The following is a 25243-nucleotide window of genomic DNA, read 5'->3' as shown; positions in this document are numbered from 1 at the left end:
GATTAAATGAGGTCATCCCTCAATTATTCAAGGTTAATGACCTGAATTATGTGAAAAGAAAACGGCACGTGCCGGATCGTCTTGATTCTTTAGGTTATATCAGCCAAATGAAACTTGCCATACGCCCCGTCGTCTTGTCGCGGCGATAAGAGAAAAAATCACCCTTTTCGCTGAATGTACAGCGATCGCCGCCGAAGATCTGCGTTATGCCGACGCTGTTCAGGCGCTGACGAGCAAGCTGGTAAATATCGGCCAGATATTTATCACCAGAAGGCAGGAAGGCATCCACCGCTTGCGGATCTTTATCCATAAAGGCTTCGCGGACCTCTGGACCCACTTCAAAAGCGCGAGGACCAATGGCCGGGCCAAGCCAGGCCATGATATTGGCGGGCGCATCGCTAAAGCAGGCGACGGTTTCTTCCAGCACGCCTTCACACAGTCCACGCCAGCCCGCGTGTGCTGCAGCCACCTCGGTGCCTGCGCGGTTGCAGAATAGCACCGGCAGACAATCGGCGGCCATTACGGCACAAACGGTTCCCGGAGTATTGCTGTAAGAGGCATCAGCACGTTTAGAAGCATAGGGTTCCCCCGTCAGCTTCAGCACCGCGTTACCGTGAACCTGTTCCAGCCAGACCGGCTTCGACGGCAAGTTCCCCGCAGCAAACAGACGCCTGCGGTTCTCTTCCACGTGTTCCAGGTTATCGCCACAGTGTGCGCCGAGGTTCAACGACGCCCACGCGCCCTGGCTAACACCGCCAGTGCGGGTTGAACTGCAGGCAGCCACGCCGGCAGGCAATGGCCACTCCGGGACAATCAGTTTGGTCATAACCAGTCCACTTGATCCTTATGTTCTTCGAAATCAGCACGCATGGCGTCAATAAGGTCCACCATATCCTGCGGGATAGGCGCATGCCACTCCATCTGAATGCCGGTGATAGGATGGTAAAGACGCAGCATGGTCGCGTGCAGCGCCTGACGATCGAATTTACGCAATACGCTGATGAACTCATCCGATGCGCCTTTAGGCGGACGCGGACGGCCACCGTAGACCTGATCGCCGACCAGCGGATGGGTAATGTGGGCCATATGCACGCGGATCTGGTGAGTACGCCCGGTTTCCAGACGCAGACGCAGGCGCGTATGAATACGGAAGTGTTCCATAATACGATAGTGCGTCACCGCCGGTTTACCCATCGGATGCACCGACATATGGGTACGCTTGGTCGGGTGACGGCTGATGGGCTCTTCCACCGTTCCGCCAGAGGTCATATGCCCAATGGCTACCGCCTCATACTCACGGGTGATTTCGCGCAGCTGCAGCGACTCCACCAGACGGGTCTGAGCAGGAACGGTCTTCGCCACCACCATCAGACCGGTAGTGTCTTTATCCAGACGGTGCACGATGCCCGCGCGCGGAACATCCGCGATCGGCGGATAATAATGGAGAAGTGCGTTAAGTACCGTTCCGTCAGGGTTTCCCGCACCCGGGTGAACAACCAGGTCGCGCGGCTTGTTGATCACCAGAATGTCATCATCTTCATAGACGATGTCCAGTGGGATATCCTGCGGCTCGAAGCGGATTTCCTCTTCGATTTCAGCATTGATGGCGACAGCTTCCCCACCTAACACTTTCTCTTTTGGTTTGTCCCAGATCTTGCCGTTTACCATCACGCGCTGGTCAAGGATCCATTCTTTTATGCGTGAACGCGAATAATCAGGGAACAATTCGGCCAAAGCCTGATCTAAGCGTTGACCGAGCTGATTTTCGGAGACTGTTGCGGTGAGTTCTACTCGTTGTGCCATAAACTGCTTCTTCGTTTAACGTTGGGTTTTACGGCTTTGCCGTTTAATATAGTGTGCTATTGTAGCTGGTCTTAATCGGGAGCAGGAACAGAGTTTCTCCCGGACAAACATTTGAGGAAAGTCAAAACGTCATGACGCGCATGAAATATCTGGTGGCAGCGGCCACGTTGAGCCTGGCTTTGGTGGGCTGCTCCGGTTCAAATGAACAGGTCCCTGACAATCCGCCGAATGAAATCTATGCGACTGCACAACAAAAGTTGCAGGACGGTAACTGGAAACAGGCGATAACGCAACTGGAAGCGTTGGATAATCGCTATCCATTTGGTCCGTATTCGCAGCAGGTACAGTTAGATCTCATCTACGCATACTATAAAAACGCCGATCTGCCGCTGGCTCAGGCAACCATCGATCGTTTCATGCGTCTGAACCCGACTCATCCTAACATCGACTACGTAATGTACATGCGCGGCCTCACCAACATGGCGCTGGACGACAGTGCGCTGCAGGGCTTCTTCGGCGTGGATCGTTCCGACCGTGACCCGCAGCATGCGCGTGATGCCTTCAATGACTTCTCCAAGCTGGTGCGCGGCTATCCGAACAGCCAGTACGTGACCGACGCCACCAAACGTCTGGTGTTCCTGAAAGATCGTCTGGCGAAATATGAATACTCCGTGGCGGAATACTATACCCGCCGTGGCGCATGGGTTGCCGTGGTTAACCGCGTAGAAGGTATGCTGCGCGATTACCCGGATACTCAGGCAACGCGCGACGGCCTGAAGCTGATGGAAAATGCTTACCGTCAGATGCAGATGACCGCTCAGGCTGAAAAAGTGGCGAAAATCATCGCCGCGAACAGCAGCAACACCTGATTTTGCCTCAATGCAAAACGGCAGCCCGAAGGCTGCCGTTTTTTTATTCGTTTCTGAGCATCGCTGAAGCGCGTTAGCCTCAACACATCCTGTCAACTATGGCCCCAATTTTTGCCTTCGACAAGGTAAATCTCACCTCTTCCTGCCCTGCCTCACAAAAAAGATTCCCTGACAAAAACCGACAAAATAGCGTGATCTAAATCACACATTTTGACATTAGGTCGGGTATGCTGGAATCACCAAGACGGAAAGACAAGAGGTAAAATTTATGACAATGAACATTACCAGTAAACAAATGGAAATTACTCCGGCAATTCGCCAGCACGTCGCAGACCGTCTCGCCAAACTGGATAAATGGCAAACACATTTGATTAATCCACATATCATCCTGTCCAAGGAGCCGCAGGGTTTCATCGCTGACGCAACTATCAATACTCCAAACGGCCATCTGGTCGCCAGCGCAAAACATGAGGATATGTACACCGCTATTAACGATTTGATCAACAAGCTGGAACGGCAGCTCAATAAAGTGCAACACAAAGGTGAAGCCCGTCGCGCCACAACGTCGGTGAAAGACGCCAGCTTCGCGGAAGAAGTTGAAGAAGAGTAATCCTTTAAATTGAGTGTACCGCCAACGCGCCTTCGGGCGCGTTTTTTGTTTTTTATTGACAGGGTGAAAACAGTACGGGTACTTTAACGGTATCACTCACAGGATGACTTTATGAAACTTACGCCGTTCTTCTTCGCATTCTTTTTTACCTTCCCCTGAACGGGAGGCGTTTCGTCGTGTGATAAAGAATGCGAAGACGAACATCAAGGCCTCCCACACCGGGGGGCCTTTTTTATTGATAACGATAAGATGAGACAGGCAACACTATGACACCGGAAAACCCGTTACTGGATCTGCGCGTAAAAATCAGCGCGCTGGATGAGAAACTGCTGGCGCTGCTGGCCGAACGCCGCGCCCTTGCCGTTGAAGTGGGTAAAGCCAAGCTGGACTCGCATCGTCCGGTCCGTGATATCGACCGCGAGCGGGATCTGCTGGAACATCTCATTCAGCTCGGCAAAGCGCATCACCTCGATGCCCACTACATCACCCGGTTGTTCCAGCTCATCATTGAAGATTCCGTTCTGACCCAGCAAGCGCTACTCCAGCAGCATCTCAATAAAACCAATCCGCACTCTGCGCGTATCGCTTTCCTCGGGCCAAAGGGCTCCTATTCTCACCTGGCCGCACGTCAGTATGCCGCTCGCCATTTCGAAGAATTTATTGAAAGCGGCTGCGCGAAGTTTGCCGACATTTTTAACCAGGTCGAGACCGGCCAGGCGGATTACGCCGTGGTGCCGATTGAAAACACCAGCTCCGGCGCCATCAACGATGTCTACGACTTGCTGCAGCACACCAGCCTGTCGCTGGTCGGCGAGCTGACGATCCCTATCGATCACTGCGTGCTGGTCTCCGGCTCAACGGACCTGAACACGATCGAAACGGTTTACAGTCATCCGCAGCCGTTCCAGCAGTGCAGCCAGTTCCTGAACCGCTATCCGAACTGGAAAATTGAGTACACCGAAAGTACCTCGGCGGCGATGGAAAAAGTGGCGCAGGCTAATTCCCCCACCGTCGCGGCGCTCGGCAGCGAAGCGGGCGGCGCGCTGTATGGTTTACAGGTGCTGGAACGCAACCTGGCAAACCAGACGCAAAACATTACCCGCTTCGTGGTGTTGGCCCGCAAGGCAATCAATGTGTCTGACCAGGTACCGGCCAAAACCACGCTGCTGATGGCCACCGGCCAACAGGCCGGTGCGCTGGTTGAAGCCCTGCTGGTACTGCGTAATCACAACCTGATCATGACCCGGCTGGAATCGCGCCCAATCCACGGTAACCCGTGGGAAGAGATGTTCTACCTCGATATCCAGGCCAACCTCGAGTCTGCTGCCATGCAGAAAGCCCTGCGCGAGCTGGGCGAGATCACGCGTTCCATGAAAGTGCTGGGCTGCTATCCGAGCGAAAACGTCGTCCCGGTCGATCCAATCTAACGTTCGATAAAGCGGCTTTTCTTCATCCCTGCCACGCTCACCGGCAGGGTGAAGATGGCCCCGGAGAGCGGATACTTCGCCACCTCCTCCGAATCCATATTTTCCCGCGTGGTGGTAATAAACAGCGTTTTCATATCATCGCCGCCAAAGCAAACCATCGTCGGGCAACGTACCGGCATGCGATACTCTTCCAGCTGCTCCCCTTGCGGTGAAAAACGCGCGATGCGCCAGCCGTCAAACAGCGCGCTCCAGTAGCAACCTTCCACATCCATCGCCGCGCCGTCCGGTATCCCCTCGCCCTCTTTAAACTGACGAAACATCTCTCGCTTACCCGGTTCGCCCTGCTCATCAAGCGGGGTACGGTAGATCACACCGTTTGGCGTGTCTGAGGTAAACATCCACTGCTTGTCCGGGCTAAACGCTAAGCCGTTGTGCCCGTGGATATCGCACTGGATCACCTTCGGCGTCAGGTCGTTGTCGATGCGCATCAGCAGGGCGCCGTTGTAATCTCCCGGCCCCCAGAACGTGCCCGCATAGAAGCGGCCCTGGTGATCAGTGCCCCCATCGTTAAAACGCGCCAGCTGCGGGTTAGAGGGGTTGTCGCACACCTTGCGCTGCAGAAGGCCATGCTTATCGGCAAGCCAGATGCCATTGCGCATGGCGACAATAAACCCGCCGCGCTCGCGCAGCGCGAAACAGCCCACCTCCTCGTGGAAAGAAAGCACGGTGTGTTCCGCCGTCGGCAGATGGTAGCGGTGGATCTCTCCTTCCAGAATATCGGCCCAGTAGAGCGCGTGCTCGTCGGCGCTCCACGTCGGGCATTCAGGCAAATGCCCGGTGTAATTCAACAGCAGCTGCGGTTCGGCCATGACAGTTCCCCAAAATGAAAAAAGCCAGCAATGCTGGCTTTCAGTATATACATCATCGCATTACTGGCGACTGTCATTTGCCTGGCGCAACAACGTCCGGCTCTCATTCTGGAAACGCTGCGCGTAATCGCCAAACCAGTGCTCGACCTTGCGGAAGCTGTCGATAAACGCCTGCTTGTCTCCGTGCTCCAGCAGCGTAATGGCTTCACCAAAGCGCTGATAGTAGCGCTTGATGAGCGCCAGATTGTTCTCGGAAGACATAATAATGTCCGCGTAAAGCTGCGGATCCTGCGCGAACAGGCGCCCGACCATCGCCAGCTCCAGACGATAGATAGGTGAAGAGAGTGCCAGCAGTTGTTCAAGCTGCACGTTCTCTTCCGCCAGATGCAGACCGTAGGCAAACGTCGCAAAGTGGCGCAGCGCCTGAATGAATGCCATGTTCTGATCGTGCTCGACCGCGCTGATGCGGTGCAGTCGCGCCCCCCATACCTGAATCTGTTCCAGGAACCACTGATAGGCTTCCGGCTGACGACCGTCGCAGTAAACCACCACCTGCTTTGCCAGGCTGCCGCTGTCCGGGCCAAACATCGGGTGCAGACCCAGCACCGGACCCGTATGCGCAGCCAGCATGGCCTGCAGCGGACCATTTTTGACGGAGGCCAGATCCACCAGGATGCAGTCTTTCGGTAAAGGAGGCAGCTTTTCGATGATCTGCTCCGTCACGTGGATCGGCACGCTGACGATAACCATTCCGGCATCTTTCATGAGTTCCGGCGCCTGGGCCCAGTCCTCTTTTTCCAGAATGCGCACCTGATAGCCAGAAAGCGTCAGCATTTTTTCAAACAGACGCCCCATCTGCCCTGCACCGCCGACAATCACCACCGGACGTAACGACGGACAAAGGGTTTTGAAGCCTTTGTCGTTTTCGCTGGAATAGGATTCCCGCATCACACGACGCAGAACATCCTCAATCAGGTCTGGCGATACGCCCAGCGCCTGCGCCTCTTTACGGCGGGAGGCCAGCATAGAGGCCTCGCGCTCCGGGACGTAGATCGGCAGGCCGTATTTGCTTTTCACCTCACCGACTTCGGCAACCAGGGCCATGCGGCGCGCCAGCAGATCCAGCAGCTCCTTATCCACTTCATCAATTTGATCGCGCAGTGCGGTCAATTCAGCAACCATAACTACCCTCTTAAGCCAGACGCGTCGCCAGATGGCCGTTTAAATCTTTATGGATCTCACGCAGCAGCGCATCGGTCGTCTCCCAGCTGATGCAGGCATCCGTCACGGAGACGCCGTGCTTCATTGCACTGCGCGGTTGTTCAGATGATTGATTGCCTTCATGAATATTGCTCTCAATCATCAGACCGATAATCGAACGATTGCCATCTTTGATCTGTGCGACCACGGACTCCGCAACCGCAGGCTGGCGACGGTAATCTTTATTCGAATTACCATGACTGCAATCTACCATCAGTGCCGGGCGTAGTCCCGCCTGCTCCATCTCTTTTTCACACTGCGCCACGTCCGCCGGACTGTAGTTCGGGGCTTTCCCGCCGCGCAGGATCACGTGACCGTCCGGGTTACCCTGCGTTTGCAGGAGGCAGACCTGGCCCGCCTGATTGATTCCGACGAAACGGTGCGGCATGGCGGCAGCGCGCATAGCGTTGATCGCCGTCGCCAGGCTGCCATCGGTACCGTTTTTAAAACCAACCGGCATCGACAGGCCAGACGCCATCTCGCGGTGGGTTTGTGATTCCGTGGTACGCGCGCCAATCGCGGACCAGCTGAACAGATCGCCAAGGTATTGCGGGCTGTTCGGGTCCAGCGCCTCGGTTGCCAGCGGCAGCCCCATGCTGACCAGCTCCACCAGCAGGCGACGCGCAATCTTCAGGCCTGCTTCCACATCAAACGAGCCATCCATGTGCGGATCGTTAATCAACCCTTTCCAGCCGACGGTGGTACGTGGCTTCTCAAAATAGACGCGCATCACCAGATAGAGGCTATCGCTGACCTCCTCCGCTAATGCTTTAAATCGACGAGCGTACTCAATGGCGGTTTCAGGATCGTGAATGGAGCAAGGACCACACACCACCAGCAGGCGGGGATCGCGGCCGGCGATGATATTTGAAATGGTCTGACGCGAGTGCTCAATCTGAGCCTCCTGCGCGACGCTCAGCGGAAACTCCGCTTTCAGTTGATCCGGAGTAATTAAAACCTGTTCGTCAGTGATATGTACGTTGTTCAGCGCGTCTTTTTGCATGATGGCGATCCTGTAAAGCTCGTTTGCGATAGTTGTTTTCCTCGATGAGGTGAGACCACGATACCATAAAAAGTAAACATTTCAATCCAAAATACGTACAAATTAGTTTACACAAGCCAATTTATTGCAAAAATCAGCCGATAAAAACGTAAAGTTTAAATTACAGACATATTTTCTCAAGCCAGGCTATGCTGAAGAAAAAAGGAGAATGGCTATGCGTTCAATTGCTCTCACGCTGTTGTCGCTGTTTTTAACGGGTTGCCAGATCAATCCTTACACCTTCCAGCCCGACTGGACCAGTCCATCCTGGTTTGATGCCGGTAAAGAAGACGCCATGAATGGCCTGCCGGTTAAAGATAACCAGACCCTGGCCGATAGTTTTAACGACACCCACGTTGATCGTAGCGAATATCTTCGCGGCTATGCCGATGGTCAGAAGAGAGTCTGTGAAGAAGGGTTTATTCACGCCTGGGGATTAGCGGGCAAATCTTTCCCTGCCAGTTGCGATACTGTCGAAAACGCGACAAAACTGCGTGCGTCATGGCAAAAAGGAATGGATGAAGGTATGCGTTCCAGCAGACTCAATTAAGTCTGCTTTTAACCACCGGAAAATAAACAACAGTAGGATTTAGCTTAGGTTGGCCTGATGCTATTTCTGACATAATGACGGCTCTGATAAACAATGGTATTCTGCCCGCAACTCTTAAGGACATCTATTTCCGGAGCGATGTGGCGGATTCTGGTGAGAAATTTATTCTTGATCTCTTTTTTCCGACTCACTCTGGTGTTAATGCTGTTCATTACGGTGGGCCCAGCGACGGCAGGCACGCTCACGGAAACGGATAAATCGGTACGTTCGATTGTCTCAGGCATTGTGAGCTATACGCGATGGCCGTCACTATCCGGGCAGCCCAGACTTTGCGTCTATGCCACTTCTCACTATACACACGCGCTCAGCGGCGACGAAGGGCACAACGAGTTACCCTATACTCCCGTTATTGTACGTAACGATCGGGAAGCCCTGGCCGCGACGTGCGATGCGATATATTTCGGGTCTGAATCACCGGCAAAACAACTTGAATTAATAAGTCAATATCAGGGCAGAGCGTTGCTATTAATCTCAGAGCAAAATCCGGAATGTGTAATTGGCAGTGCCTTTTGCCTGATGATCGATCGCGGCCAGGTACGGTTTTCCGTCAACCTGGATGCATTGACGCGCAGTGGCGTAAGAGTCAATCCGGATGTATTAATGCTGGCACGGAATAAGCAGCATGGATAAAGATTTCACTTCAACGCCACGGCCGACGTTTAAAAGAACGTTGAGGCGAAACAGCATGATAAGCGTCATTATCACGATGACGTTAATATGGCTGTTGCTCTGTTTTGCTTCCGTCGTGACGTTAAAACAATACGCGCAAAAGAATCTTGAATTAACCGGCGCCACGATGAGCCACAGCCTGGAAGCCTCGCTGGTTTTCAACGACTCGCTGGCGGCCAACGAAACGCTTGCCGCCCTGGGCAAACAGGGGCAGTTTGCCGCAGCGGAGGTGATTAACGCGCATAAAAAGCGGTTCGCCTACTGGTCCTGGAACCCGGAGGATAACAACGACACGCTGGGCGCGCTGGTCAGTCGCTGGCTTTTCCCCGTACCGGTTGCGCAGCCCATCATGCATAACGGCTTAATGATCGGCGAAATCCGCCTTACCGCACGCGACAGTTTGATCAGCCATTTCATCTGGACATCGTTTGCCGTACTGACCGGCTGCATTCTCTTTGCCGCCGTCGTCGCGCTCATCATTACCCAGTCTTTGCATCGTGGAATGGTCACGGCCCTGCAAAACATTACCGACGTCGTGCATGACGTACGCACGAACCGCAACTTCTCCCGCCGGGTGAAAGACGGCCGTATCGAAGAATTTCACCAGTTTGGCGAGGACTTCAACAGTCTTCTGGATGAAATGGAAGAGTGGCAGCTGAAGCTTCAGGCGAAAAACGCTCAGCTGTTGCGGACCGCCATGCACGACCCGCTTACCGGTCTTGCCAACCGTGCGGCGTTTCGTAACAGCATTGCGGCATTGATGAACGACCCTTCAGCCAGAACAAACTCGGCCCTGCTCTTCCTCGACGGTGATAATTTTAAGTTTATTAACGACACCTGGGGACACGCGGCAGGAGACTGCGTGCTGATCGAAGTCGCCAGCAGGATGATGGAGTTTGGCGACAAACGTCATCAGTCTTACCGTCTTGGCGGAGACGAATTTGCCATGGTGCTGTACGGCGTTCACTCCGAGCTTGAGGTTCAACACATTTGTTCTGCGCTTTCGCAGCAGTTTATCCGTCCGTTTGATCTTCATAACGGACAAAAAGCATCGATGTCACTCAGCATTGGCTTTGCTCTGGCGTGGGAAAATGCTTCCGTGGAAGCATTACTGGAGAGGGCTGACCGCAACATGTACCAGGTTAAAAACCAGCGTACGAAAACAATAAGTTAGAAAGGATACACTATGTTAAAACGTTACTTCGCGCCGATAGTACTGGCCTCACTGGTTCTGGCAGGCTGTCAGTCGCCGCCGGAAGGTAAATTCACTCCTGAGCAAATTGCGGCGATGAAGTCTTACGGTTTTAACGAACTGAACGGTGACTGGTCGCTTGGCATGTCGGACACCATCCTGTTTGATAAAAATGACGCCCGACTGCGCCCGGAAAGTGAAACGCAGATCCAGTCCATGGCCTCTCGCCTGGCGGAAACCGGCCTGAACCACGCGCGAATGGACGGTCACACGGATAACTACGGGGAAGAAAGCTACAACGAAGCGCTGTCGTTAAAACGCGCCAATGCCGTGGCCGACGCCTGGGCGAAGGGGGCAAATATCCCGCGCAGCAATCTCACCACGCGGGGATTAGGTCAAAAATACCCGGTTGCGAGCAACAGTACCTCGCAAGGTCGCGCTGAAAACCGCCGCGTCGCAGTGGTGATCAGCACGCCATAGGGTTATTTAGCGGATGATTCGGCGAGCGTCACCCTGGTTGCCGCTCGCCAGCGCAGCCAGTCCACCAGAACAAACAGCGCCAGACTCACGCCCATGATCGGCAGGGCCAGCCCCAACAGTACGCTGGTTATCACCGTAACGCCTCTTCCCCATCCTGACAGCGCCAGCCAGCTCTGACAAAGCGTCTGTACCGGACTCACAGTCGATTGCGCAGGACGACGCATCCACCACATCCGGTATCCCCAGATGATGAGCACGCACAGGGCGAGGCCGAACGCCACGAGCAGCAGCTGATTTGCCAGGCCGAATAAGATCCCCATATGGAAATCCACGCCCCAGCGGGTCAGTTTTGCCATTAACGGAAAATCCTCGAATCGGGTTCTGTCCAGGATCTGCATCGTATGGGGATCTACCGCCACGGCGTCCACCTGGGTCGGCCAGCTGCGATCGATTTCCGTCACGGTCCAGGCGCGATCCCTCGTTTTCGCCGGGCGGATCTCCAGCTTGCTGGCATCAATCCCCGCGTGACGCGCCGCGCTTAACACGCCGTCAAACAGCGTCAAATCCATCGCCATTTCCGGCATCATCATCCCGCCGTGATGACCACGGTGTTCGGCATGTTCATCCACGACCTCATGCTGGCCGGATAGCGTCGTGTTCACCTGCGGGGTGAGCCAGTTCATCTCTGCACGCAGCTTATCCACGTTCCCGCCAGCCCACTGGGACCAGGTCAGGCCGGTTGCGGAGAACAGCAGCATTCCTCCCAGCAGAACCCAGCCCAGCGTCACGTGCACCCGACGCCGGTTCTGGAAGCGATTGTTGATCCGTCGTTTGGGTCGGGTATAAAACCACAGGGCAATACCGCCCAGCGCGGCAACCCACATCCACGAGGCCGCAAACTCGCTGTAGAGTCTCCCCACGTCGCCCAGCATCAGAGAGGTATGCAGGTAATCAATGGTCTGACGCAGCGGTAAAATCCCGCTGGTGCCGTATACCGTCATATCCCCCAGCACCGCCAGGCTCACCGGATCGATAAAGATAGCCCGGTTCTCCGATGGCCCAAGTTTTGGGTCAGCGAACATCACGCGGGTGGTTTCCCCTTCCGCCAGCCCCGGACGAACGGCGTGCAAACGTAAATCTGATCCAACGGTTTTTTCCGCCACGGCGATTTGTTCCGCCAGAGGCTGCAGCTCGCCCACGGAATCCGCGTGGAGCGCGTGCCGGTAGAGTGCGTTTTCCAGCTGTGGGGTCGCCACATACAGCGTACCGGTCAGCGCGGCAAAGAAGATAAACGGGCCGACAAACAGCCCAACGTAGAAATGAAGGCGACGCAGCAGGTTTCCCCATGCCGCGCGCGAGGTGCAGGTAGTCATACTTTTCCTTTTTAAGGCAAAAAGTTATCGATATTTTTTTATTGGGAAAAAGCAGACTGCCGCGGCGGCGCGCGGGTATCAGGGTAAAGCCAGGGGAAGAAGTGCCAGTGGTTGACCGCCTGACGCGGCGGCTTAACGCGAAGCCTCTGCAGCACCACGCTGAGCAGGACGATGAGCGCCAGCATCACGCCAGGGACATGCGCTAACAGCACGCAGTAGCCGCACGCTTCCGCATGGTCGACAGGCATCGTGTGCGGCATATCGCCGTGATGCTCGTCCATCGACATCATGCTCATGTCATGATGCATGCCCGGCATGGCGCTCATGGGATCTTTCTGCAATGAGACGGAGATAAGGGGTGCTACCACGATCAGCAGGATCGCAAACAGCGCGGTCAAAGCCGCTGCGCGTTTCCGGTCAGGCTGATGCAGTACGTTATCCACTTCCCCTCCATTCAAGAGGCAAGCATTGTAAATGATTTATGACGAAAGGGTTAACGCGAGAGATGCGATGGGATAAAAAAAGGGCCAGCCTTTCGGCCAGCCCTTTCTAACAGGATGTCGCTTAAGCGAATCTTAGTTCAGACGCTTTTATTCCAACATATTGAAAAAATACGTATTTAAAAAAAGAATGTTAGATGTATCACAAGTGCAACACGAGGCCATCGAGAACATACTGCATGGACATATAATGGACACTAACACTCAATGATATAGACACTCAGCTAAACATTTTCTCCATCTGTTCATGGAGCTCATGAATCTCATGACTAGTTGGCAAATCCTGTTTTGTTAGTTTTTCGAGCTTCTTACGTGATTCCTCATCTAAGGAGCTCTGGTCTATAGCTGGTGCTTTTTGCTTGAACTTTCTTAATTTTCTTAGAAGAATGTGTTTCGAGCAACATTCATGCATCCAAGTAATGAGTAATGGTAAACTTAACGAGATAAATACAATACCTTGATAATAAATAGTTGGAGATAAGGATAGGATAAGAAAATCTTTATATTTATAACCAATAAAGAATGTAATTATCATATTAATGAATAATGTTATGAGATAAATTCTCAAAGATGTATTACTCTTCATATTCACTCATCCCTTCAGTACGAGCATTTTTGATAAATGGCTCGGGATCTACTTTAAACTCTTTTAGTTCTCTTGACAGCTTTCTCATTGCAAGCATGACGCAAATCAACATTGAAGAAACAGCACCTTCAATATATTTAGAAGCATTAGTCTTCATCCCAACTGGCTGAGTAAAAAATATTTTATGTTTTACCGACACTTCATATACATCAACAAACTCTCTATATAAAACAAGCGCTGGGATTTCCAAGTCAACATTGACTTTATTAGCAATAATATATTTATTAAAAATCATTTGCTCAGACTTATCTTCAAATTTAGGTTGAAGCAATGAACTTATGGAAAAATCTGTCGCGCCAAAGCGTTCAACCAATTCATCATCTTCTGTCTTATCAGCAAGTTCCTTTTCATCATTAAATGAAATAAAAAAACGTTTACCTTTCCATTCAACAGTAAAGGTTCTACTTGAAATAGGATCATCAACAAATTTAAAAACTGAAGATTGCGACACGGCATCGATTACTTGTTGTTTTGTGACTTTCATTTTTTCACTATCCCCACACCCATTTTACAAAATACAATTAACAGACCTGAATCATTTGTTAAATAAAATACGATTAAACTTAAATTTTCAATATTATTTAATGAATTCAGTGCAACAACCTCCTCCAAATGTTCTGGAGCGAAATGTGCATAGCGCATAGTTTCACGAATATTAGAATGCCCGAGTATTCTTTGAAATACTAGTATATTTCCACCGTTAATCATAAAATGGCTGGCGAAGGTATGTCGGAGCGCATGTGTTTTTTGGCCATCTGCAAGCTCGATGGCTGTGAGCTTAAGCATTTTATGAATTCCTGATAGCAAGGATGAAGGCGCAAGCGTGGTTTTATCTATGTGGCCGATATAAATAACGACGACAGCATCGACTTCAGCATCAGCCTGTTGCTGACAGAGCGAACTCTCGTCAAAGAAGTCGGCACCGAACTGTAGGTCGAACATGCACCAGAGCCGCCGGAGCGGGTGACCCGTCCGATGCAGCTCTATGTTCACGGTGAGCTTGTGAGCGAATGGCATGAATGCCTTTAAGCCTTTGATGACTGGCTAGCCGGATTGATCGCAGCACAGTCACCGGCGAGCCGCCGACGAATGACCGCAGAGATCGCGAAAACACTGCGTACCCGACAGCAACGCCGCATTAACACGCAGAAAGCGCCGGACGGCACATCCTACGCAGCCAGAAAGCGCCAGCCGGTCAGGGTAAAAATGTCAGGGTTAATCGTGATATATTCGAAAGGCTTCGCACCAATCGCTTTATGGAAGCTACCGGGCAGGATGATGCGGCCGTGGTGGAGTTTACTGGCAAGGTGCAACGTATGGCTCAGGTGCACCAGCTTGGGCTTAAAGACCGAACGAGCCAAAATAGTCGAGTTGTGCTCTACGAGGCTCGCCCATTACTTGGTTTAAATCTTGATGATAGGTATTTTCTTGAAAAGATAATTATTAAGCATTTGAGGTTATAGCTAGTTATTCTTGGTTAGAACCTGAATCAACCTAGTAGGACTCAAACATTGACACCGACTCCAACTAGGTTGATTGTTTTTATTTTAATGATGGGAAAAATAATTCTTCCAAAATGGTTAGCGATTTACTTTCTCCATGAAATCTAACAAATCCATTTTGAATTTCCCATAAATAATTTCGTATGGTAGTTTAGCTCTGTCATAATCAACTATATCAACTAGGAATTCTTCATAGGTCATAGTGGCGTTCCACTTCGCATAATAACTATTAAAAAGTGACATAATTCTAAGTATCTGACGTTTAGTCTCTCTTTTATTATACACACCTAATAGTTTGAATAACTTAATATTATTGTCAACATTAGTGTTTGTTGCAATGAATCTCACTCTCGATCCTGATTCTTTTTTATAAAGCATAGCCAGAGCTAATGCTTCGATGTCGAAAATAACATGCTCATCTGAACCTTGAACATAAGGGTTTGCATGGGGAGGAGACAAAGTATCTTTGTCTCTCTTGAATAAAGAGTTACATGTATTGCAACAAGGGATAAGGTTATAAATGCTTAATGAAAAAATTGGATATTTTGATTTTGGAAGAAAATGATCAAGAGCCTGCCTATAAACTCTACTCTCATCAGTTATATTTCCCACTTGAGATTCGTTACACATCGGGCAATAATCCAATGCAAGCTCATCACCAACTTTACGAAGTACTTCACTAGGTATGGATTCATAGGACATTATATTTTTTAACTGCCTAACCCATTCAGGAGCTACTTCTAGGTCTATATTCCCATCATTTAAAGTTGCATAGATTTTTTTGCAACATGATTTTATTGAGTGTGCATCATTAGAGTTATTTAGTTCTGAGATATAAAAATCAACGTAATGACTTTGTAGTCTTCTATTGATAATTGAGATTTCATTTATTGCATCGCTCTTGAGTGCGCATATTCTATTAAGATTTGCATCGCCTCTTAGATGTATCCTCATTATTTCAAGTATCGAAGATATCTCGTTCAGGTCAGTTCCTTTGAAAAACTTTTGGGGGTTGTAGCATTCAGAAATAATAGGATATAGGTTGTTTACTTCTGTTAAAACATCTAACAAGTCATTAAAACTCGCAGTTATTATTTTGAGAAAATTTTGGCTCAAGTAATATTTAAATTCACGGTATTCCGCTGTTTCATCATTGTACTCATTTATCTTATTGAGAAACACCATATCAGAAACAATATTATAGTACTCTTCAATGAACTCTGGAGAGAAATTAGTAGGAACTTTAATCATTTTTCACCCCCAAAATATATGTAAGGAATTTATTTTTTATCAGAGATGTTATATATTCATTGTCGTTAATAAATGATCTGTCATTCTTCCTTTTAACTAACTCTTCCACCTTCTTCAAAACTCTCTCACCAACTGTTGCTTTTAAGAAAAAACCTTGGCTCATGGTTTTTTCAATTGATTCCCCAAAGCCAATTGACTCAAGTGTGCCTGTAACTATTTCTCTATTGTGGCCTCGAGTCAAGGATATTATATCTACAGGTAAGAAATCAGAAGCAATTATAGGTGAGTGCGATGACATTAGTATTTGAAAACTTATGGTTTCATTAAATTCATTTAACATATCTAATATGTCTGAAAATATTTTCCGTTGCCACTCTGGATGCAAGTACAGATCTATCTCATCAAGAAGTAATAGTATTTTTCTTTTATTTCTCGAGGAGTTTATTTTATCAATTGAATTATATAGGCTCGAGAAAAGATGTAACAATGAAACTTCCCCACTACTCAACCCATTCCATTCGATGCTAAATAGCGCATCAAATTCTTTAGGCAATGCATTTGACATGCTTATTAAATCCGCGGCGGTTCCGGGTGAGTTTATATAAAAATTCAACTCTAATTCATTTGTTCTTATTTTGTCATTACTGCTAAATAACTTGTATATTATTTCTTGGACGAGGTTAACATCCTTTTTGAGTTTTATGAGCTCTTTAATTACTTTATCTTCATCGGCGACCAATGCGTGATCTTTAATTGTAAATTCTATTTCATTTATATAATTCCGATCATTGGAGAAGAATAATGCCACTACAAATTTTAAATATAAAAAGTCAGCATTGTGCTTGTCGCTTGTTAATTTTTTAGAAAATGAATAAAGAATGGATGTTAGCGTAAAGAAAATTACATCTGATACTGAGTGAGCTAATTCACGATCGCTTGAAAGCTTACTGAAAATAAAAGAAAAAAATGTTAACCCCCAATTGTTATTTTTGAAATTAGTATAGGACATAAAATCATTATACTTGATAAATTGATATTCTTTTGAAGGGTATCCATATGGGGTTGGTGTGTTATTGTATTTTCCGTAATAATGATTAAAAAGAGAAATAAGCATATCGCCATACTTATTTCTAAAGTCAGAGTCTTTTAGTATGGCCTTTGTTCGCTCCGCGCCAGAGAGTGAAAGTCTTGCTAAAATTGATATTTTGTCCTGATTTATAGTATCCGGTAGCGATCTACCAGCATTGATAAATTTGGCAATCTTAGCTATTTCTTGTTTTTTATTAGATTTGCCTCTACCTGTATTTGATAATGATATGTCGATAAAGTTTTTAGCTGTGCCCTTTCTACTACCGAATAAATATGAATTAAAATCAACAGTGTTGTTGGATTTAATCGTGAATATATCATTTTCAGTAAAGAAATCGACGGCGTTATAAATTATCTTGGTGGAGTAATGTGTGCTGATATGAGATGGTTGGATTCCTTTGCAAGTTACATATATTTTGTCATTAGAATGCCATACCATAAACCCAGTGTTTTCATTTTCATAATGAAAGTCCTCAATAAAGGTTAAAATGGTGGTTTTGCCCGTGCCATTTTGTCCAATTAATAGAGTTGAAGGAATATCATCATAATATATGTCACGGTCAATGCCTTTGCGGATGGTCAAGCTTTTATGATCATATTTGATTGAAAACTTACTACTTAATTTGATGAAACTATCAAGGACACCGTTATAATCCTCGATGTAAAGAGCTATTAATTCCATAGTGCAACCATTCTTAATTGAGTTTTTATATATAATACCCTTTTGATAGGGCTTGTCCAAATTCTGACATAGATAGAGTGATCAGCTTCCCATTGAATCAATAATGGTATGTTTGAAAACGCGCATCTGGCGAATAGCTAGCCGCTTTATTTAAATATTATAGAAATCGCCCCTGCCTTGCAATAAGGGGATCAGATTTGCGCACTAACTTACTGACTGGCTGTTGTCTCATCCAGCATCAAACTCCATTGAATTGCCGACATGCCCTCTTGGCGGCATCCTCTCCCGCATGAAAACTTAAACCATCCTTCAGGACATTCTGCGCCTACTGCACAATCTGATCCGCACTGGTGTCATCATCGATGATCGACCTCGATTCCGGTCGCTGCCGCGTGCAAACCGGCGGCATTGTCACCGACTGGCTCCAATGGCTGACCTCCCGTGCCGGACGTGGGCACCTTCTGTGGGCAAGCAGGTGCTCATTCTGGCCATGGGCGGTGAACTCGATACGGCGTTTGTGCTGCCTGCCATTTTCTCTGATGAGCAACCCGCGCCCTCGACCTCTGTCGATACTTTTCACATTGTCTTTCCCGACGGTGCGGTTATCGAGTACGAACCCGAAACCAGTGCCTTAACCATGAGTGGCATTAAAACTGCCGACGTTATGGCATCTGACACCATCACCGCCACAGTATCCGTCGTGCTGGTTAAGGCCGATACTCGCGTCACGCTCGATACGCCCGAAGTCGTGTGCACCGACAAGCTCATCACCAGTACGCTCGAAGTGCTGAAAGGCGGGAAGATGAGCGGTGACATCAAGCACGCAGGCGGGAAATTTACCTCCAACGGCGTGCAGGTGGATGACCACGACCACGGCGGCGTGGAGCGCGGCAACAGCAGAACGGAGGGCACCCAATGATGAGCCGTTATATCGGTATGCATCGCGATACCGTCCGGGCCATTACTGACGCTGACCATATTCGCCAGAGCATGAGCGACATTCTGCGCACGCCGGTCGGATCGTGGGTGATGCGACGTGATTACGGTTCACCACTGCCGGGGCAGCGAAATTTGCGGCCGCACTGACGCCGGGTGGCAAAAAGGTCAACATCATGACGATGGCTGTCGGTGATGGTGGCGGTTCATTTCCTGAGCCTCATGCCGCCCAGACAAAACTCATTAATGAGGTCTGGTGCCATGAGTTGAATAAAATCAGCTAGGAAAAAAAACACAAAAATTATGTGTTCGCCGAGCTGGTGATCCCGCTGAAAAGGGCGGCTTCTGGCTGCGTAAGATGGGGCTTTATGACGACACCGGCACGCTGGCCGCCGTTGGTAGCATGGCGGAAAGCTACAAGCCGAAACTGGAGGAAGGTTCCGGGCGTGCGCAAACCCTACGCACGATTATTATCCTGTCAGACTTTGAGTCCGTCGAGCTCGCTATCGATTCATCCATGGAGATGACAACCCTGGATTCGGCAGTTTTTTTATTGCCTGTGGCTAATGATCACTCATGGACATTACGCGATCTGCGTGGACATTCCGTGGACACTAAAATGAAAAAGGGGTTAGCATTAGGCTAACCCCTTGTTTTCTACAAGCTTTCGGATGTTGCGAAAGCGCGTTATTAGTTCAGACGCTCTTTAATACGAGCAGACTTACCAGTACGCTCACGCAGGTAGTACAGTTTAGCTTTACGTACAGCACCACGACGTTTAACAGCAATGCTGTCAACTACCGGAGAGTGAGTCTGGAAGACACGCTCAACGCCTTCGCCGTTGGAAATTTTACGAACAGTGAATGCAGAGTGCAGACCGCGGTTACGAATAGCGATAACCACGCCCTCGAATGCCTGCAGACGTTTTTTGGAACCTTCAACAACCCATACTTTCACTTCCACGGTGTCACCTGGACGGAAGGAAGGTACGTCCTGCTTCATCTGCTCTTGTTCAAGTTGCTTAATAATGTTGCTCATAATTTAATCTCTTATCCTGGGTAAACTGATATTCGGGAGCGTATTACGCATTCCCATCATGTTCATGCTGCTGTTGCGCGTGTTCAGTTTTGAACTCGGCCAGCAACTTTGCTTGCTCTTCAGTCAGAGCCAGGTTTTCCAGAAGTTCAGGTCTTCTAAGCCAGGTTCGGCCCAGCGACTGCTTCAAACGCCAGCGACGTATCTCGGCATGGTTTCCAGACAGTAACACTGCCGGGACCTCCATCCCTTCTAACACTTCAGGACGAGTATAGTGTGGACAGTCCAGCAACCCGTCGGCAAAGGAATCTTCCGTTGCCGATGCTTCATGGCCCAGAACACCCGGAATGAACCGGGCGACGGAGTCAATCAGCGTCATTGCCGGTAACTCACCACCGCTGAGTACGTAATCGCCGATAGACCATTCTTCGTCAATCTCGGTTTGAATTACGCGCTCATCTATCCCTTCGTAGCGCCCACAGACCAGAATCAGCTTTTGATTCGTCGCCAGTTCGCTCACGCCCGCTTGATCAAGCTTGCGTCCCTGAGGTGACAGATAAATCACCTTTGCGCCTTCACCTGCCGCGGCTTTTGCTGTGTGAATGGCGTCCCGTAAGGGTTGCACCATCATTAGCATCCCCGGTCCGCCGCCGTAAGGACGATCGTCCACGGTACGGTGCCGGTCATGAGTAAAGTCACGAGGACTCCAGCTCTGGATGCTCAGCAGGCCATTCTTTACTGCCCGGCCAGTTACCCCGTAATCGGTAATCGCGCGGAACATTTCAGGAAACAGGCTAATTATGCCAATCCACATAGCGCCGTCTTTTACCGTTTATCCGGAGAATTTAAAAACCAGGATCCCAATCTACTTCAATGGTTTGAGTAGTGAGATCGACTTTCTTGATAACCTGTCCATCGAGGAACGGGACCAACCGCTCCTTGATGCCAAATGCATCTTTCAGGTTTGCCTTAATGACGAGAACGTCATTTGACCCGGTTTCCATCATATCGATGACTTTCCCCAGGCTGTAGCCTTCGGTAGTGACCACCTGGCAACCCATAAGGTCTTTCCAGTAGTAGTCGCCCTCTTCCAGCTGTGGCAACTGCGACGAATCCACGACAATTTCACAATTAGTCAGCGCATTCGCGGCATCACGATCGTCAATGCCTTTCAGCTTGATGATGATGTCCTGATTGTGGTGACGCCAGCTTTCCAGCTCGACCTCTTCCCACTTACCGCCTTTCTGGATAAACCAGGGCTGGTAATCAAAAATGCTATCAGCGTCTTCAGTGGAGGAAAACACTCTGAGCCAACCACGGATACCGTAGCAAGAACCCATTTTTCCCAATACGATCGGTTCAACAGGTGCTTTATTGCTCATCATGACCACCGTGACAGATTAAGCTGCTTTGTTTGCTGCTTTGATCAGCGTAGCAACGCGATCGGAAACAGTAGCGCCCTGGCCAACCCAGTGAGCGATACGATCCAGATCCAAACGAGTTTCTTCTTCTGCGCCAGCGGCCAGTGGGTTGAAGAAACCAACGCGCTCGATGAAGCGACCGTTGCGTGCATTACGGCTGTCAGTCACAACAACCTGGTAGAACGGACGCTTTTTAGCGCCGTGACGTGCTAAACGAATAGTTACCATAACATCCTCTTGTGTGAATAAAACAACCGGGCCCCATCGAGGAACGGAGCCCGGGTGTCATATTAAAAGCCCGAAAATTTTACTCATTTTCGGGCAAAAAGCAATCTCAAAAGCGATTAACGCCCTGGAAAACCGGGAGGCATCATCCCTTTCATGCCGCGCATCATCTTCGCCATGCCGCCTTTCTTCATTTTCTTCATCATGCGCTGCATGTCGTCGAACTGTTTCAGAAGGCGGTTAACGTCCTGCACCTGCATGCCGCAACCGGCTGCGATACGGCGTTTACGGGAACCTTTGATGATGTCCGGGTTAGCGCGTTCTTTCAGCGTCATCGAGTTGATGATCGCCTCCATACGCACCAGCACCTTGTCATCCATCTGCGCTTTCACGTTGTCAGGGATCTGGCCCATGCCCGGCAGTTTGCCCATCAGGCTGGCCATGCCGCCCATGTTTTTCATCTGACGCAGCTGCTCAAGGAAGTCGGTGAGATCGAAACCGTCGCCTTTTTTCAGCTTGCTGGCCAGCTTCTCGGCCTGCGCGCGGTCAACCTTGCTCTCGATATCTTCGATCAGCGACAACACGTCGCCCATGCCGAGGATACGCGAGGCAATACGATCCGGGTGGAACGGCTCCAGCGCTTCGGTTTTCTCGCCCACGCCGAGGAATTTAATCGGCTTGCCGGTGATATGACGAATCGAAAGCGCCGCACCGCCGCGGGCGTCACCGTCCACTTTGGTCAGCACCACGCCGGTTAACGGCAGCGCTTCGTTAAACGCTTTCGCGGTGTTCGCTGCGTCCTGACCGGTCATGGCGTCGACAACAAACAGGGTCTCTACCGGGTTGATAGAGGCATGCACCTGCTTGATCTCGTCCATCATCGCTTCGTCAACGTGCAGACGACCGGCGGTATCCACCAGCAGCACGTCGTAGAATTTCAGCTTCGCCTCTTTCAGCGCGGCGTTAACGATGTCGACAGGCTTCTGCGCCACGTCGGACGGGAAGAAATCCACGCCGACCTGCTCGGCCAGGGTTTCCAGCTGCTTGATCGCCGCCGGGCGATAGACGTCCGCAGAGACCACCAGCACTTTTTTCTTGTGCTTTTCGCGCAGGAATTTACCCAGCTTACCGACGCTGGTGGTTTTACCCGCACCCTGCAGGCCCGCCATCAGCACCACGGCCGGAGGCTGAGCGGCCAGGTTAAGCACCTGGTTCTCTTCGCCCATCGCCGAAACCAGTTCGTTACGAACGATTTTGACGAACTCCTGACCCGGGGTCAGGCTCTTGTTAACTTCATGACCAACCGCCTTCTCTTTTACGCGGTTGATAAAATCACGAACAACCGGCAACGCCACGTCTGCTTCCAGCAGCGCCATGCGCACTTCGCGCAGCGTTTCCTTGATGTTCTCTTCAGTAAGGCGTCCGCGGCCGCTGATGTTGCGCAGCGTGCGCGACAAACGATCGGTTAAATTATCAAACATTGTCTCTCGCCTGAGTAGAAACGTTGGGCCGCCATGAGCGACACATACACAGAATTTTGCCGGAGTATAACATGAAGGCGCCTTTGTTGTTATGCAACGGTTGGAGCAGGCGTCACGTAACGTTATACTGCTTCTCTTTCTTATTAAGACAACTGTCGATGCCTATATGCCTGTTTTCGCACTGATCGCCCTTGTTGCCTACTCTGTCAGCCTCGCGCTGATTATTCCCGGACTGCTGCAAAAAAACAGCGGCTGGCGGCGCATGGCTATTCTTTCGGCGGTCATCGCACTGATTAGCCACGCCTTTGCGCTGGAATCACGCATCATCCCCGGCGACGGCAGCGTGCAAAACCTGAGCGTGCTGAACGTCGGCTCGCTGGTCAGCCTGATGATCTGTACGGTAATGACCATCGTCGCGTCTAAAAATCGCGGCTGGCTGCTGCTGCCGATTGTCTACACCTTCGCGCTGATCAATCTGGCCCTCGCCACCTTTATGCCTAATGAGTTCATTACGCATCTGGAGGCGACCCCGGGGATGCTGGTGCATATCGGCCTGTCGCTCTTTGCCTACGCGACGCTGATTATCGCCGCGCTTTACGCCATGCAGCTCGCCTGGATTGACTACCAGCTGAAAAACAAAAAGCTGGCCTTTAACCATGAAATGCCGCCGCTGATGGTCATTGAGCGTAAGATGTTCCACATCACCCAGGTGGGCGTGGTGCTGCTGACGCTGACGCTCTGCACCGGGCTGTTTTACATGAAGAACCTGTTCAGCGTGGAGAATATCGATAAAGCGGTGCTCTCCATCATCGCGTGGTTTGTCTATATTGTCCTGTTATGGGGCCATTATCATGAAGGCTGGCGCGGTCGTCGCGTGGTCTGGTTCAACGTCGCGGGTGCGGGCATTCTCACCCTTGCCTATTTTGGCAGCCGCTTCATACAGCAATTTGCTGGCTAAGAAACAAAGGAGTTCCCCCTGGAACACATCTCAACCACCACGCTGATCGTTACGCTGATCGTCATGGTGGTCATCTCCGCCTATTTCTCCGGCTCGGAAACCGGCATGATGACCTTAAACCGCTATCGGTTACGTCATCGTGCTAAACAGGGTAACCGCGCCGCCCGTCGCGTTGAAAAGCTGCTCCGCAAGCCGGATCGCCTGATAAGCCTGGTGCTCATCGGCAACAACCTCGTCAACATTCTGGCCTCCGCCCTCGGCACCATCGTCGGGATGCGCCTGTACGGTAACGCCGGGGTGGCGATTGCCACCGGCGTGCTGACGTTCGTGGTGCTGGTGTTTGCCGAAGTGCTGCCGAAAACCATCGCCGCGCTTTACCCGGAGAAGGTCGCCTACCCGAGCAGCTTCCTGCTGGCACCGCTGCAGATCCTGATGATGCCGCTGGTCTGGCTGCTGAACATGGTGACGCGCGTCCTGATGCGGATGGTGGGAATCAAAGCCGACGTCACCATCAGCAGCGCACTCAGCAAAGAGGAATTGCGCACCATCGTGAACGAATCCCGCTCGCAGATCTCCCGGCGCAATCAGGACATGCTCCTGTCGGTGCTGGATCTGGAAAAGGTGAGCGTGAACGACATCATGGTGCCGCGTAACGAAATCGTCGGTATCGACATCAATGACGACTGGAAAGCCATCGTTCGCCAGTTGACGCACTCACCGCACGGGCGCATTGTGCTGTACCGCGACTCGCTGGATGATGCCATCAGCATGCTGCGCGTGCGCGAAGCCTACCGTCTGATGACCGAGAAAAAAGAGTTCACCAAAGAGGTGATGCTGCGCGCCGCCGACGAGATTTACTACGTGCCGGAAGGAACCCCCCTCAGCACGCAGCTGGTGAAATTCCAGCGCAACAAGAAGAAGGTCGGCCTGGTGGTCAACGAGTACGGCGATATCCAGGGGCTGGTGACGGTCGAAGATATTCTGGAAGAGATTGTCGGGGACTTTACCACCTCAATGTCGCCTTCCCTCGCGGAAGAGGTCACCCCGCAAAACGACGGCTCGGTGCTGATTGACGGAAGCGCAAACATTCGTGAACTCAACAAAGCCTTTAACTGGCATTTGCCGGAAGATGAGGCTCGGACCATTAACGGGATGATTCTGGAAGCGCTGGAAGAGATCCCGGCGGCGGGCACGCGGGTGCGCATTGAGCAGTACGATATTGATATCCTGGACGTGCAGGACAATATGATCAAGCAGGTGAAAGTCCTGCCCGTTAAACCCCTGCGCGAAAGTATTGCGGAGTAAGGTTGTAG

At 50.6% G+C, this 25243-nt stretch carries 25 protein-coding genes, 6 pseudogenes and 1 other annotated feature; of the genes and pseudogenes, 15 read left to right on the top strand and 16 right to left on the bottom strand.

Annotated elements, in window-relative coordinates:
• Positions 1-94 precede the first annotated feature (94 nt).
• Positions 95-826: a purine nucleoside phosphorylase YfiH gene (yfiH, locus tag CWR52_RS17940; protein ID WP_104950313.1), complete on the bottom strand. Its 732-nt coding sequence runs from the start codon at positions 824-826 to the stop codon at positions 95-97.
• The gene (rluD, locus tag CWR52_RS17935; RefSeq protein WP_008502468.1) at positions 823-1803 is read right to left on the bottom strand and encodes a 23S rRNA pseudouridine(1911/1915/1917) synthase RluD; all 981 of its coding nucleotides are present in this window, start codon (positions 1801-1803) and stop codon (positions 823-825) included. Before rluD ends, yfiH begins: the two co-directional genes overlap by 4 nt.
• 131 nt (positions 1804-1934) lie before the next feature.
• Here rluD and bamD point away from each other — a divergent pair, with 131 nt between their 5' ends.
• The 4 genes from bamD (at position 1935) to pheA (ending at position 4709) form a co-directional block, all read left to right on the top strand.
• Entirely contained in the window at positions 1935-2672 is a 738-nt protein-coding gene (bamD, locus tag CWR52_RS17930) for an outer membrane protein assembly factor BamD (RefSeq protein ID WP_023308867.1), read from the top strand.
• Between the two features lie 268 nt (positions 2673-2940).
• Entirely contained in the window at positions 2941-3282 is a 342-nt protein-coding gene (gene raiA, locus CWR52_RS17925; RefSeq protein ID WP_008502470.1) for a ribosome-associated translation inhibitor RaiA, read from the top strand.
• A gap of 110 nt (positions 3283-3392) precedes the next feature.
• Positions 3393-3518 (top strand) — a sequence feature (Phe leader region).
• Positions 3394-3441, top strand: coding sequence for a pheA operon leader peptide PheL (gene pheL, locus CWR52_RS17920; protein WP_100249759.1), 48 nt, complete (start codon positions 3394-3396; stop codon positions 3439-3441). It overlaps the preceding feature by 48 nt.
• 30 nt (positions 3519-3548) lie before the next feature.
• The gene (gene pheA, locus CWR52_RS17915) at positions 3549-4709 is read left to right on the top strand and encodes a bifunctional chorismate mutase/prephenate dehydratase (protein ID WP_104950312.1); all 1161 of its coding nucleotides are present in this window, start codon (positions 3549-3551) and stop codon (positions 4707-4709) included.
• Here the strand turns inward: pheA and CWR52_RS17910 are convergent.
• From CWR52_RS17910 to aroF, 3 genes are read right to left on the bottom strand one after another with little or no spacing between them, the layout of a single operon-like run.
• Positions 4706-5578, bottom strand: a complete 873-nt coding sequence (locus CWR52_RS17910) for an SMP-30/gluconolactonase/LRE family protein (protein WP_104950311.1) — start codon at positions 5576-5578, stop codon at positions 4706-4708. The genes pheA and CWR52_RS17910 overlap by 4 nt on opposite strands.
• Before the next feature lie 60 nt (positions 5579-5638).
• Positions 5639-6760, bottom strand: a complete 1122-nt coding sequence (gene tyrA, locus CWR52_RS17905) for a bifunctional chorismate mutase/prephenate dehydrogenase (RefSeq protein ID WP_104950310.1) — start codon at positions 6758-6760, stop codon at positions 5639-5641.
• A gap of 10 nt (positions 6761-6770) precedes the next feature.
• On the bottom strand, positions 6771-7841 hold the full coding sequence (gene aroF, locus CWR52_RS17900; RefSeq protein ID WP_045909256.1) for a 3-deoxy-7-phosphoheptulonate synthase AroF: 1071 nt from the start codon (positions 7839-7841) through the stop codon (positions 6771-6773).
• 214 nt (positions 7842-8055) lie between these two features.
• Between aroF and CWR52_RS17895 the strand changes: the two genes are divergently transcribed.
• The 4 genes from CWR52_RS17895 to CWR52_RS17880 all read left to right on the top strand — a co-directional run bounded on the left by CWR52_RS17895 (position 8056) and on the right by CWR52_RS17880 (position 10831).
• A complete protein-coding gene (locus CWR52_RS17895; protein ID WP_045909257.1) occupies positions 8056-8430 on the top strand; it encodes a DUF2799 domain-containing protein in 375 nt (124 codons plus the stop codon).
• A 138-nt stretch (positions 8431-8568) separates the two neighbouring features.
• The gene (locus tag CWR52_RS17890) at positions 8569-9120 is read left to right on the top strand and encodes a YfiR family protein (protein WP_414650394.1); all 552 of its coding nucleotides are present in this window, start codon (positions 8569-8571) and stop codon (positions 9118-9120) included.
• Positions 9113-10333, top strand: coding sequence for a diguanylate cyclase DgcN (gene dgcN / locus CWR52_RS17885; RefSeq protein ID WP_104950308.1), 1221 nt, complete (start codon positions 9113-9115; stop codon positions 10331-10333). Before CWR52_RS17890 ends, dgcN begins: the two co-directional genes overlap by 8 nt.
• A 12-nt stretch (positions 10334-10345) precedes the next feature.
• The gene (locus CWR52_RS17880) at positions 10346-10831 is read left to right on the top strand and encodes an OmpA family protein (protein ID WP_104950307.1); all 486 of its coding nucleotides are present in this window, start codon (positions 10346-10348) and stop codon (positions 10829-10831) included.
• 2 nt (positions 10832-10833) lie between these two features.
• Here the strand turns inward: CWR52_RS17880 and CWR52_RS17875 are convergent, their stop codons facing one another.
• The 4 genes and pseudogenes from CWR52_RS17875 to CWR52_RS17860 form a co-directional block, all read right to left on the bottom strand.
• Positions 10834-12204 (bottom strand): PepSY-associated TM helix domain-containing protein, encoded by a 1371-nt coding sequence (locus CWR52_RS17875; protein WP_104950306.1) that lies wholly within the window; start codon positions 12202-12204, stop codon positions 10834-10836.
• A 38-nt stretch (positions 12205-12242) separates the two neighbouring features.
• Positions 12243-12647, bottom strand: a complete 405-nt coding sequence (locus CWR52_RS17870) for a DUF2946 domain-containing protein (protein WP_045909262.1) — start codon at positions 12645-12647, stop codon at positions 12243-12245.
• Positions 12648-13279: 632 nt separating this feature from the next.
• Positions 13280-13834 carry a hypothetical protein gene (locus tag CWR52_RS17865; RefSeq protein WP_104950304.1) on the bottom strand — a complete coding sequence of 185 codons (555 nt, stop codon included), beginning with the start codon at positions 13832-13834 and terminating at the stop codon, positions 13280-13282.
• A pseudogene (locus CWR52_RS17860) lies at positions 13831-14159 on the bottom strand (tyrosine-type recombinase/integrase); the annotation flags it as partial. The pseudogene CWR52_RS17860 and the gene CWR52_RS17865, both read right to left, overlap by 4 nt.
• 7 nt (positions 14160-14166) lie before the next feature.
• Between CWR52_RS17860 and CWR52_RS23455 the strand changes: the two are divergent.
• Positions 14167-14379 (top strand): annotated as a pseudogene (locus tag CWR52_RS23455) (phage tail protein); the annotation flags it as partial.
• A 60-nt stretch (positions 14380-14439) separates the two neighbouring features.
• Positions 14440-14813: pseudogene (locus CWR52_RS17855) on the top strand (phage virion morphogenesis protein).
• A gap of 117 nt (positions 14814-14930) precedes the next feature.
• Here the strand turns inward: CWR52_RS17855 and CWR52_RS17850 are convergent.
• Both CWR52_RS17850 and CWR52_RS17845 read right to left on the bottom strand, forming a co-directional pair.
• On the bottom strand, positions 14931-16103 hold the full coding sequence (locus tag CWR52_RS17850) for a hypothetical protein (protein WP_104950302.1): 1173 nt from the start codon (positions 16101-16103) through the stop codon (positions 14931-14933).
• Positions 16096-17874, bottom strand: a complete 1779-nt coding sequence (locus tag CWR52_RS17845; RefSeq protein ID WP_104950301.1) for an AAA family ATPase — start codon at positions 17872-17874, stop codon at positions 16096-16098. The genes CWR52_RS17850 and CWR52_RS17845 overlap by 8 nt, the downstream gene beginning before the upstream one ends.
• A gap of 337 nt (positions 17875-18211) precedes the next feature.
• Here CWR52_RS17845 and CWR52_RS17840 point away from each other — a divergent pair.
• The 3 pseudogenes from CWR52_RS17840 to CWR52_RS17830 all read left to right on the top strand — a co-directional run.
• Positions 18212-18793, top strand: a pseudogene (locus CWR52_RS17840) (phage baseplate assembly protein V).
• Positions 18790-18930 (top strand): annotated as a pseudogene (locus CWR52_RS17835) (baseplate assembly protein); the annotation flags it as partial. The pseudogenes CWR52_RS17840 and CWR52_RS17835, both read left to right, overlap by 4 nt.
• A 26-nt stretch (positions 18931-18956) precedes the next feature.
• Positions 18957-19348, top strand: a pseudogene (locus CWR52_RS17830) (phage tail protein); the annotation flags it as partial.
• 152 nt (positions 19349-19500) lie between these two features.
• Here the strand turns inward: CWR52_RS17830 and rplS are convergent.
• From rplS to ffh, 5 genes are all read right to left on the bottom strand, one after another.
• Positions 19501-19848 (bottom strand): 50S ribosomal protein L19, encoded by a 348-nt coding sequence (gene rplS / locus CWR52_RS17825; RefSeq protein ID WP_002914145.1) that lies wholly within the window; start codon positions 19846-19848, stop codon positions 19501-19503.
• Between the two features lie 43 nt (positions 19849-19891).
• Positions 19892-20659 (bottom strand): tRNA (guanosine(37)-N1)-methyltransferase TrmD, encoded by a 768-nt coding sequence (trmD, locus tag CWR52_RS17820; RefSeq protein WP_008502493.1) that lies wholly within the window; start codon positions 20657-20659, stop codon positions 19892-19894.
• 31 nt (positions 20660-20690) lie between these two features.
• Positions 20691-21230 (bottom strand): ribosome maturation factor RimM, encoded by a 540-nt coding sequence (gene rimM, locus CWR52_RS17815; RefSeq protein ID WP_032640972.1) that lies wholly within the window; start codon positions 21228-21230, stop codon positions 20691-20693.
• 15 nt (positions 21231-21245) lie between these two features.
• The gene (gene rpsP / locus CWR52_RS17810) at positions 21246-21494 is read right to left on the bottom strand and encodes a 30S ribosomal protein S16 (RefSeq protein WP_003863133.1); all 249 of its coding nucleotides are present in this window, start codon (positions 21492-21494) and stop codon (positions 21246-21248) included.
• 116 nt (positions 21495-21610) lie between these two features.
• Positions 21611-22972: a signal recognition particle protein gene (ffh, locus tag CWR52_RS17805; protein WP_014884878.1), complete on the bottom strand. Its 1362-nt coding sequence runs from the start codon at positions 22970-22972 to the stop codon at positions 21611-21613.
• A 166-nt stretch (positions 22973-23138) separates the two neighbouring features.
• On the opposite strand from ffh, the gene CWR52_RS17800 reads away from it, so the two are divergent.
• A complete protein-coding gene (locus CWR52_RS17800; RefSeq protein ID WP_032623031.1) occupies positions 23139-23930 on the top strand; it encodes a cytochrome C assembly family protein in 792 nt (263 codons plus the stop codon).
• 18 nt (positions 23931-23948) lie between these two features.
• Positions 23949-25235 (top strand): HlyC/CorC family transporter, encoded by a 1287-nt coding sequence (locus CWR52_RS17795; protein ID WP_045909263.1) that lies wholly within the window; start codon positions 23949-23951, stop codon positions 25233-25235.
• The last annotated feature ends 8 nt before the right edge of the window (positions 25236-25243 follow it).

This window comes from Enterobacter sp. SGAir0187 (assembly GCF_002952735.2).
Taxonomy (GTDB): domain Bacteria; phylum Pseudomonadota; class Gammaproteobacteria; order Enterobacterales; family Enterobacteriaceae; genus Enterobacter; species Enterobacter quasiroggenkampii.
This window is presented reverse-complemented; position numbering and strand designations above follow the sequence as displayed.

Bases quoted from the DNA above. Each gene is read 5' to 3' on its own strand.
- yfiH (WP_104950313.1), bottom strand. From the start codon at position 826: ATGACCAAACTGATTGTCCCGGAGTGGCCATTGCCTGCCGGCGTGGCT.
- rluD (WP_008502468.1), bottom strand. From the start codon at position 1,803: ATGGCACAACGAGTAGAACTCACCGCAACAGTCTCCGAAAATCAGCTC.
- bamD (WP_023308867.1), top strand. From the start codon at position 1,935: ATGACGCGCATGAAATATCTGGTGGCAGCGGCCACGTTGAGCCTGGCT.
- raiA (WP_008502470.1), top strand. From the start codon at position 2,941: ATGACAATGAACATTACCAGTAAACAAATGGAAATTACTCCGGCAATT.
- pheA (WP_104950312.1), top strand. From the start codon at position 3,549: ATGACACCGGAAAACCCGTTACTGGATCTGCGCGTAAAAATCAGCGCG.
- CWR52_RS17910 (WP_104950311.1), bottom strand. From the start codon at position 5,578: ATGGCCGAACCGCAGCTGCTGTTGAATTACACCGGGCATTTGCCTGAA.
- tyrA (WP_104950310.1), bottom strand. From the start codon at position 6,760: ATGGTTGCTGAATTGACCGCACTGCGCGATCAAATTGATGAAGTGGAT.
- aroF (WP_045909256.1), bottom strand. From the start codon at position 7,841: ATGCAAAAAGACGCGCTGAACAACGTACATATCACTGACGAACAGGTT.
- CWR52_RS17895 (WP_045909257.1), top strand. From the start codon at position 8,056: ATGCGTTCAATTGCTCTCACGCTGTTGTCGCTGTTTTTAACGGGTTGC.
- CWR52_RS17890 (WP_414650394.1), top strand. From the start codon at position 8,569: ATGTGGCGGATTCTGGTGAGAAATTTATTCTTGATCTCTTTTTTCCGA.
- dgcN (WP_104950308.1), top strand. From the start codon at position 9,113: ATGGATAAAGATTTCACTTCAACGCCACGGCCGACGTTTAAAAGAACG.
- CWR52_RS17880 (WP_104950307.1), top strand. From the start codon at position 10,346: ATGTTAAAACGTTACTTCGCGCCGATAGTACTGGCCTCACTGGTTCTG.
- CWR52_RS17875 (WP_104950306.1), bottom strand. From the start codon at position 12,204: ATGACTACCTGCACCTCGCGCGCGGCATGGGGAAACCTGCTGCGTCGC.
- CWR52_RS17865 (WP_104950304.1), bottom strand. From the start codon at position 13,834: ATGAAAGTCACAAAACAACAAGTAATCGATGCCGTGTCGCAATCTTCA.
- CWR52_RS17850 (WP_104950302.1), bottom strand. From the start codon at position 16,103: ATGATTAAAGTTCCTACTAATTTCTCTCCAGAGTTCATTGAAGAGTAC.
- CWR52_RS17845 (WP_104950301.1), bottom strand. From the start codon at position 17,874: ATGGAATTAATAGCTCTTTACATCGAGGATTATAACGGTGTCCTTGAT.
- rplS (WP_002914145.1), bottom strand. From the start codon at position 19,848: ATGAGCAACATTATTAAGCAACTTGAACAAGAGCAGATGAAGCAGGAC.
- trmD (WP_008502493.1), bottom strand. From the start codon at position 20,659: ATGTGGATTGGCATAATTAGCCTGTTTCCTGAAATGTTCCGCGCGATT.
- rimM (WP_032640972.1), bottom strand. From the start codon at position 21,230: ATGATGAGCAATAAAGCACCTGTTGAACCGATCGTATTGGGAAAAATG.
- rpsP (WP_003863133.1), bottom strand. From the start codon at position 21,494: ATGGTAACTATTCGTTTAGCACGTCACGGCGCTAAAAAGCGTCCGTTC.
- ffh (WP_014884878.1), bottom strand. From the start codon at position 22,972: ATGTTTGATAATTTAACCGATCGTTTGTCGCGCACGCTGCGCAACATC.
- CWR52_RS17800 (WP_032623031.1), top strand. From the start codon at position 23,139: ATGCCTGTTTTCGCACTGATCGCCCTTGTTGCCTACTCTGTCAGCCTC.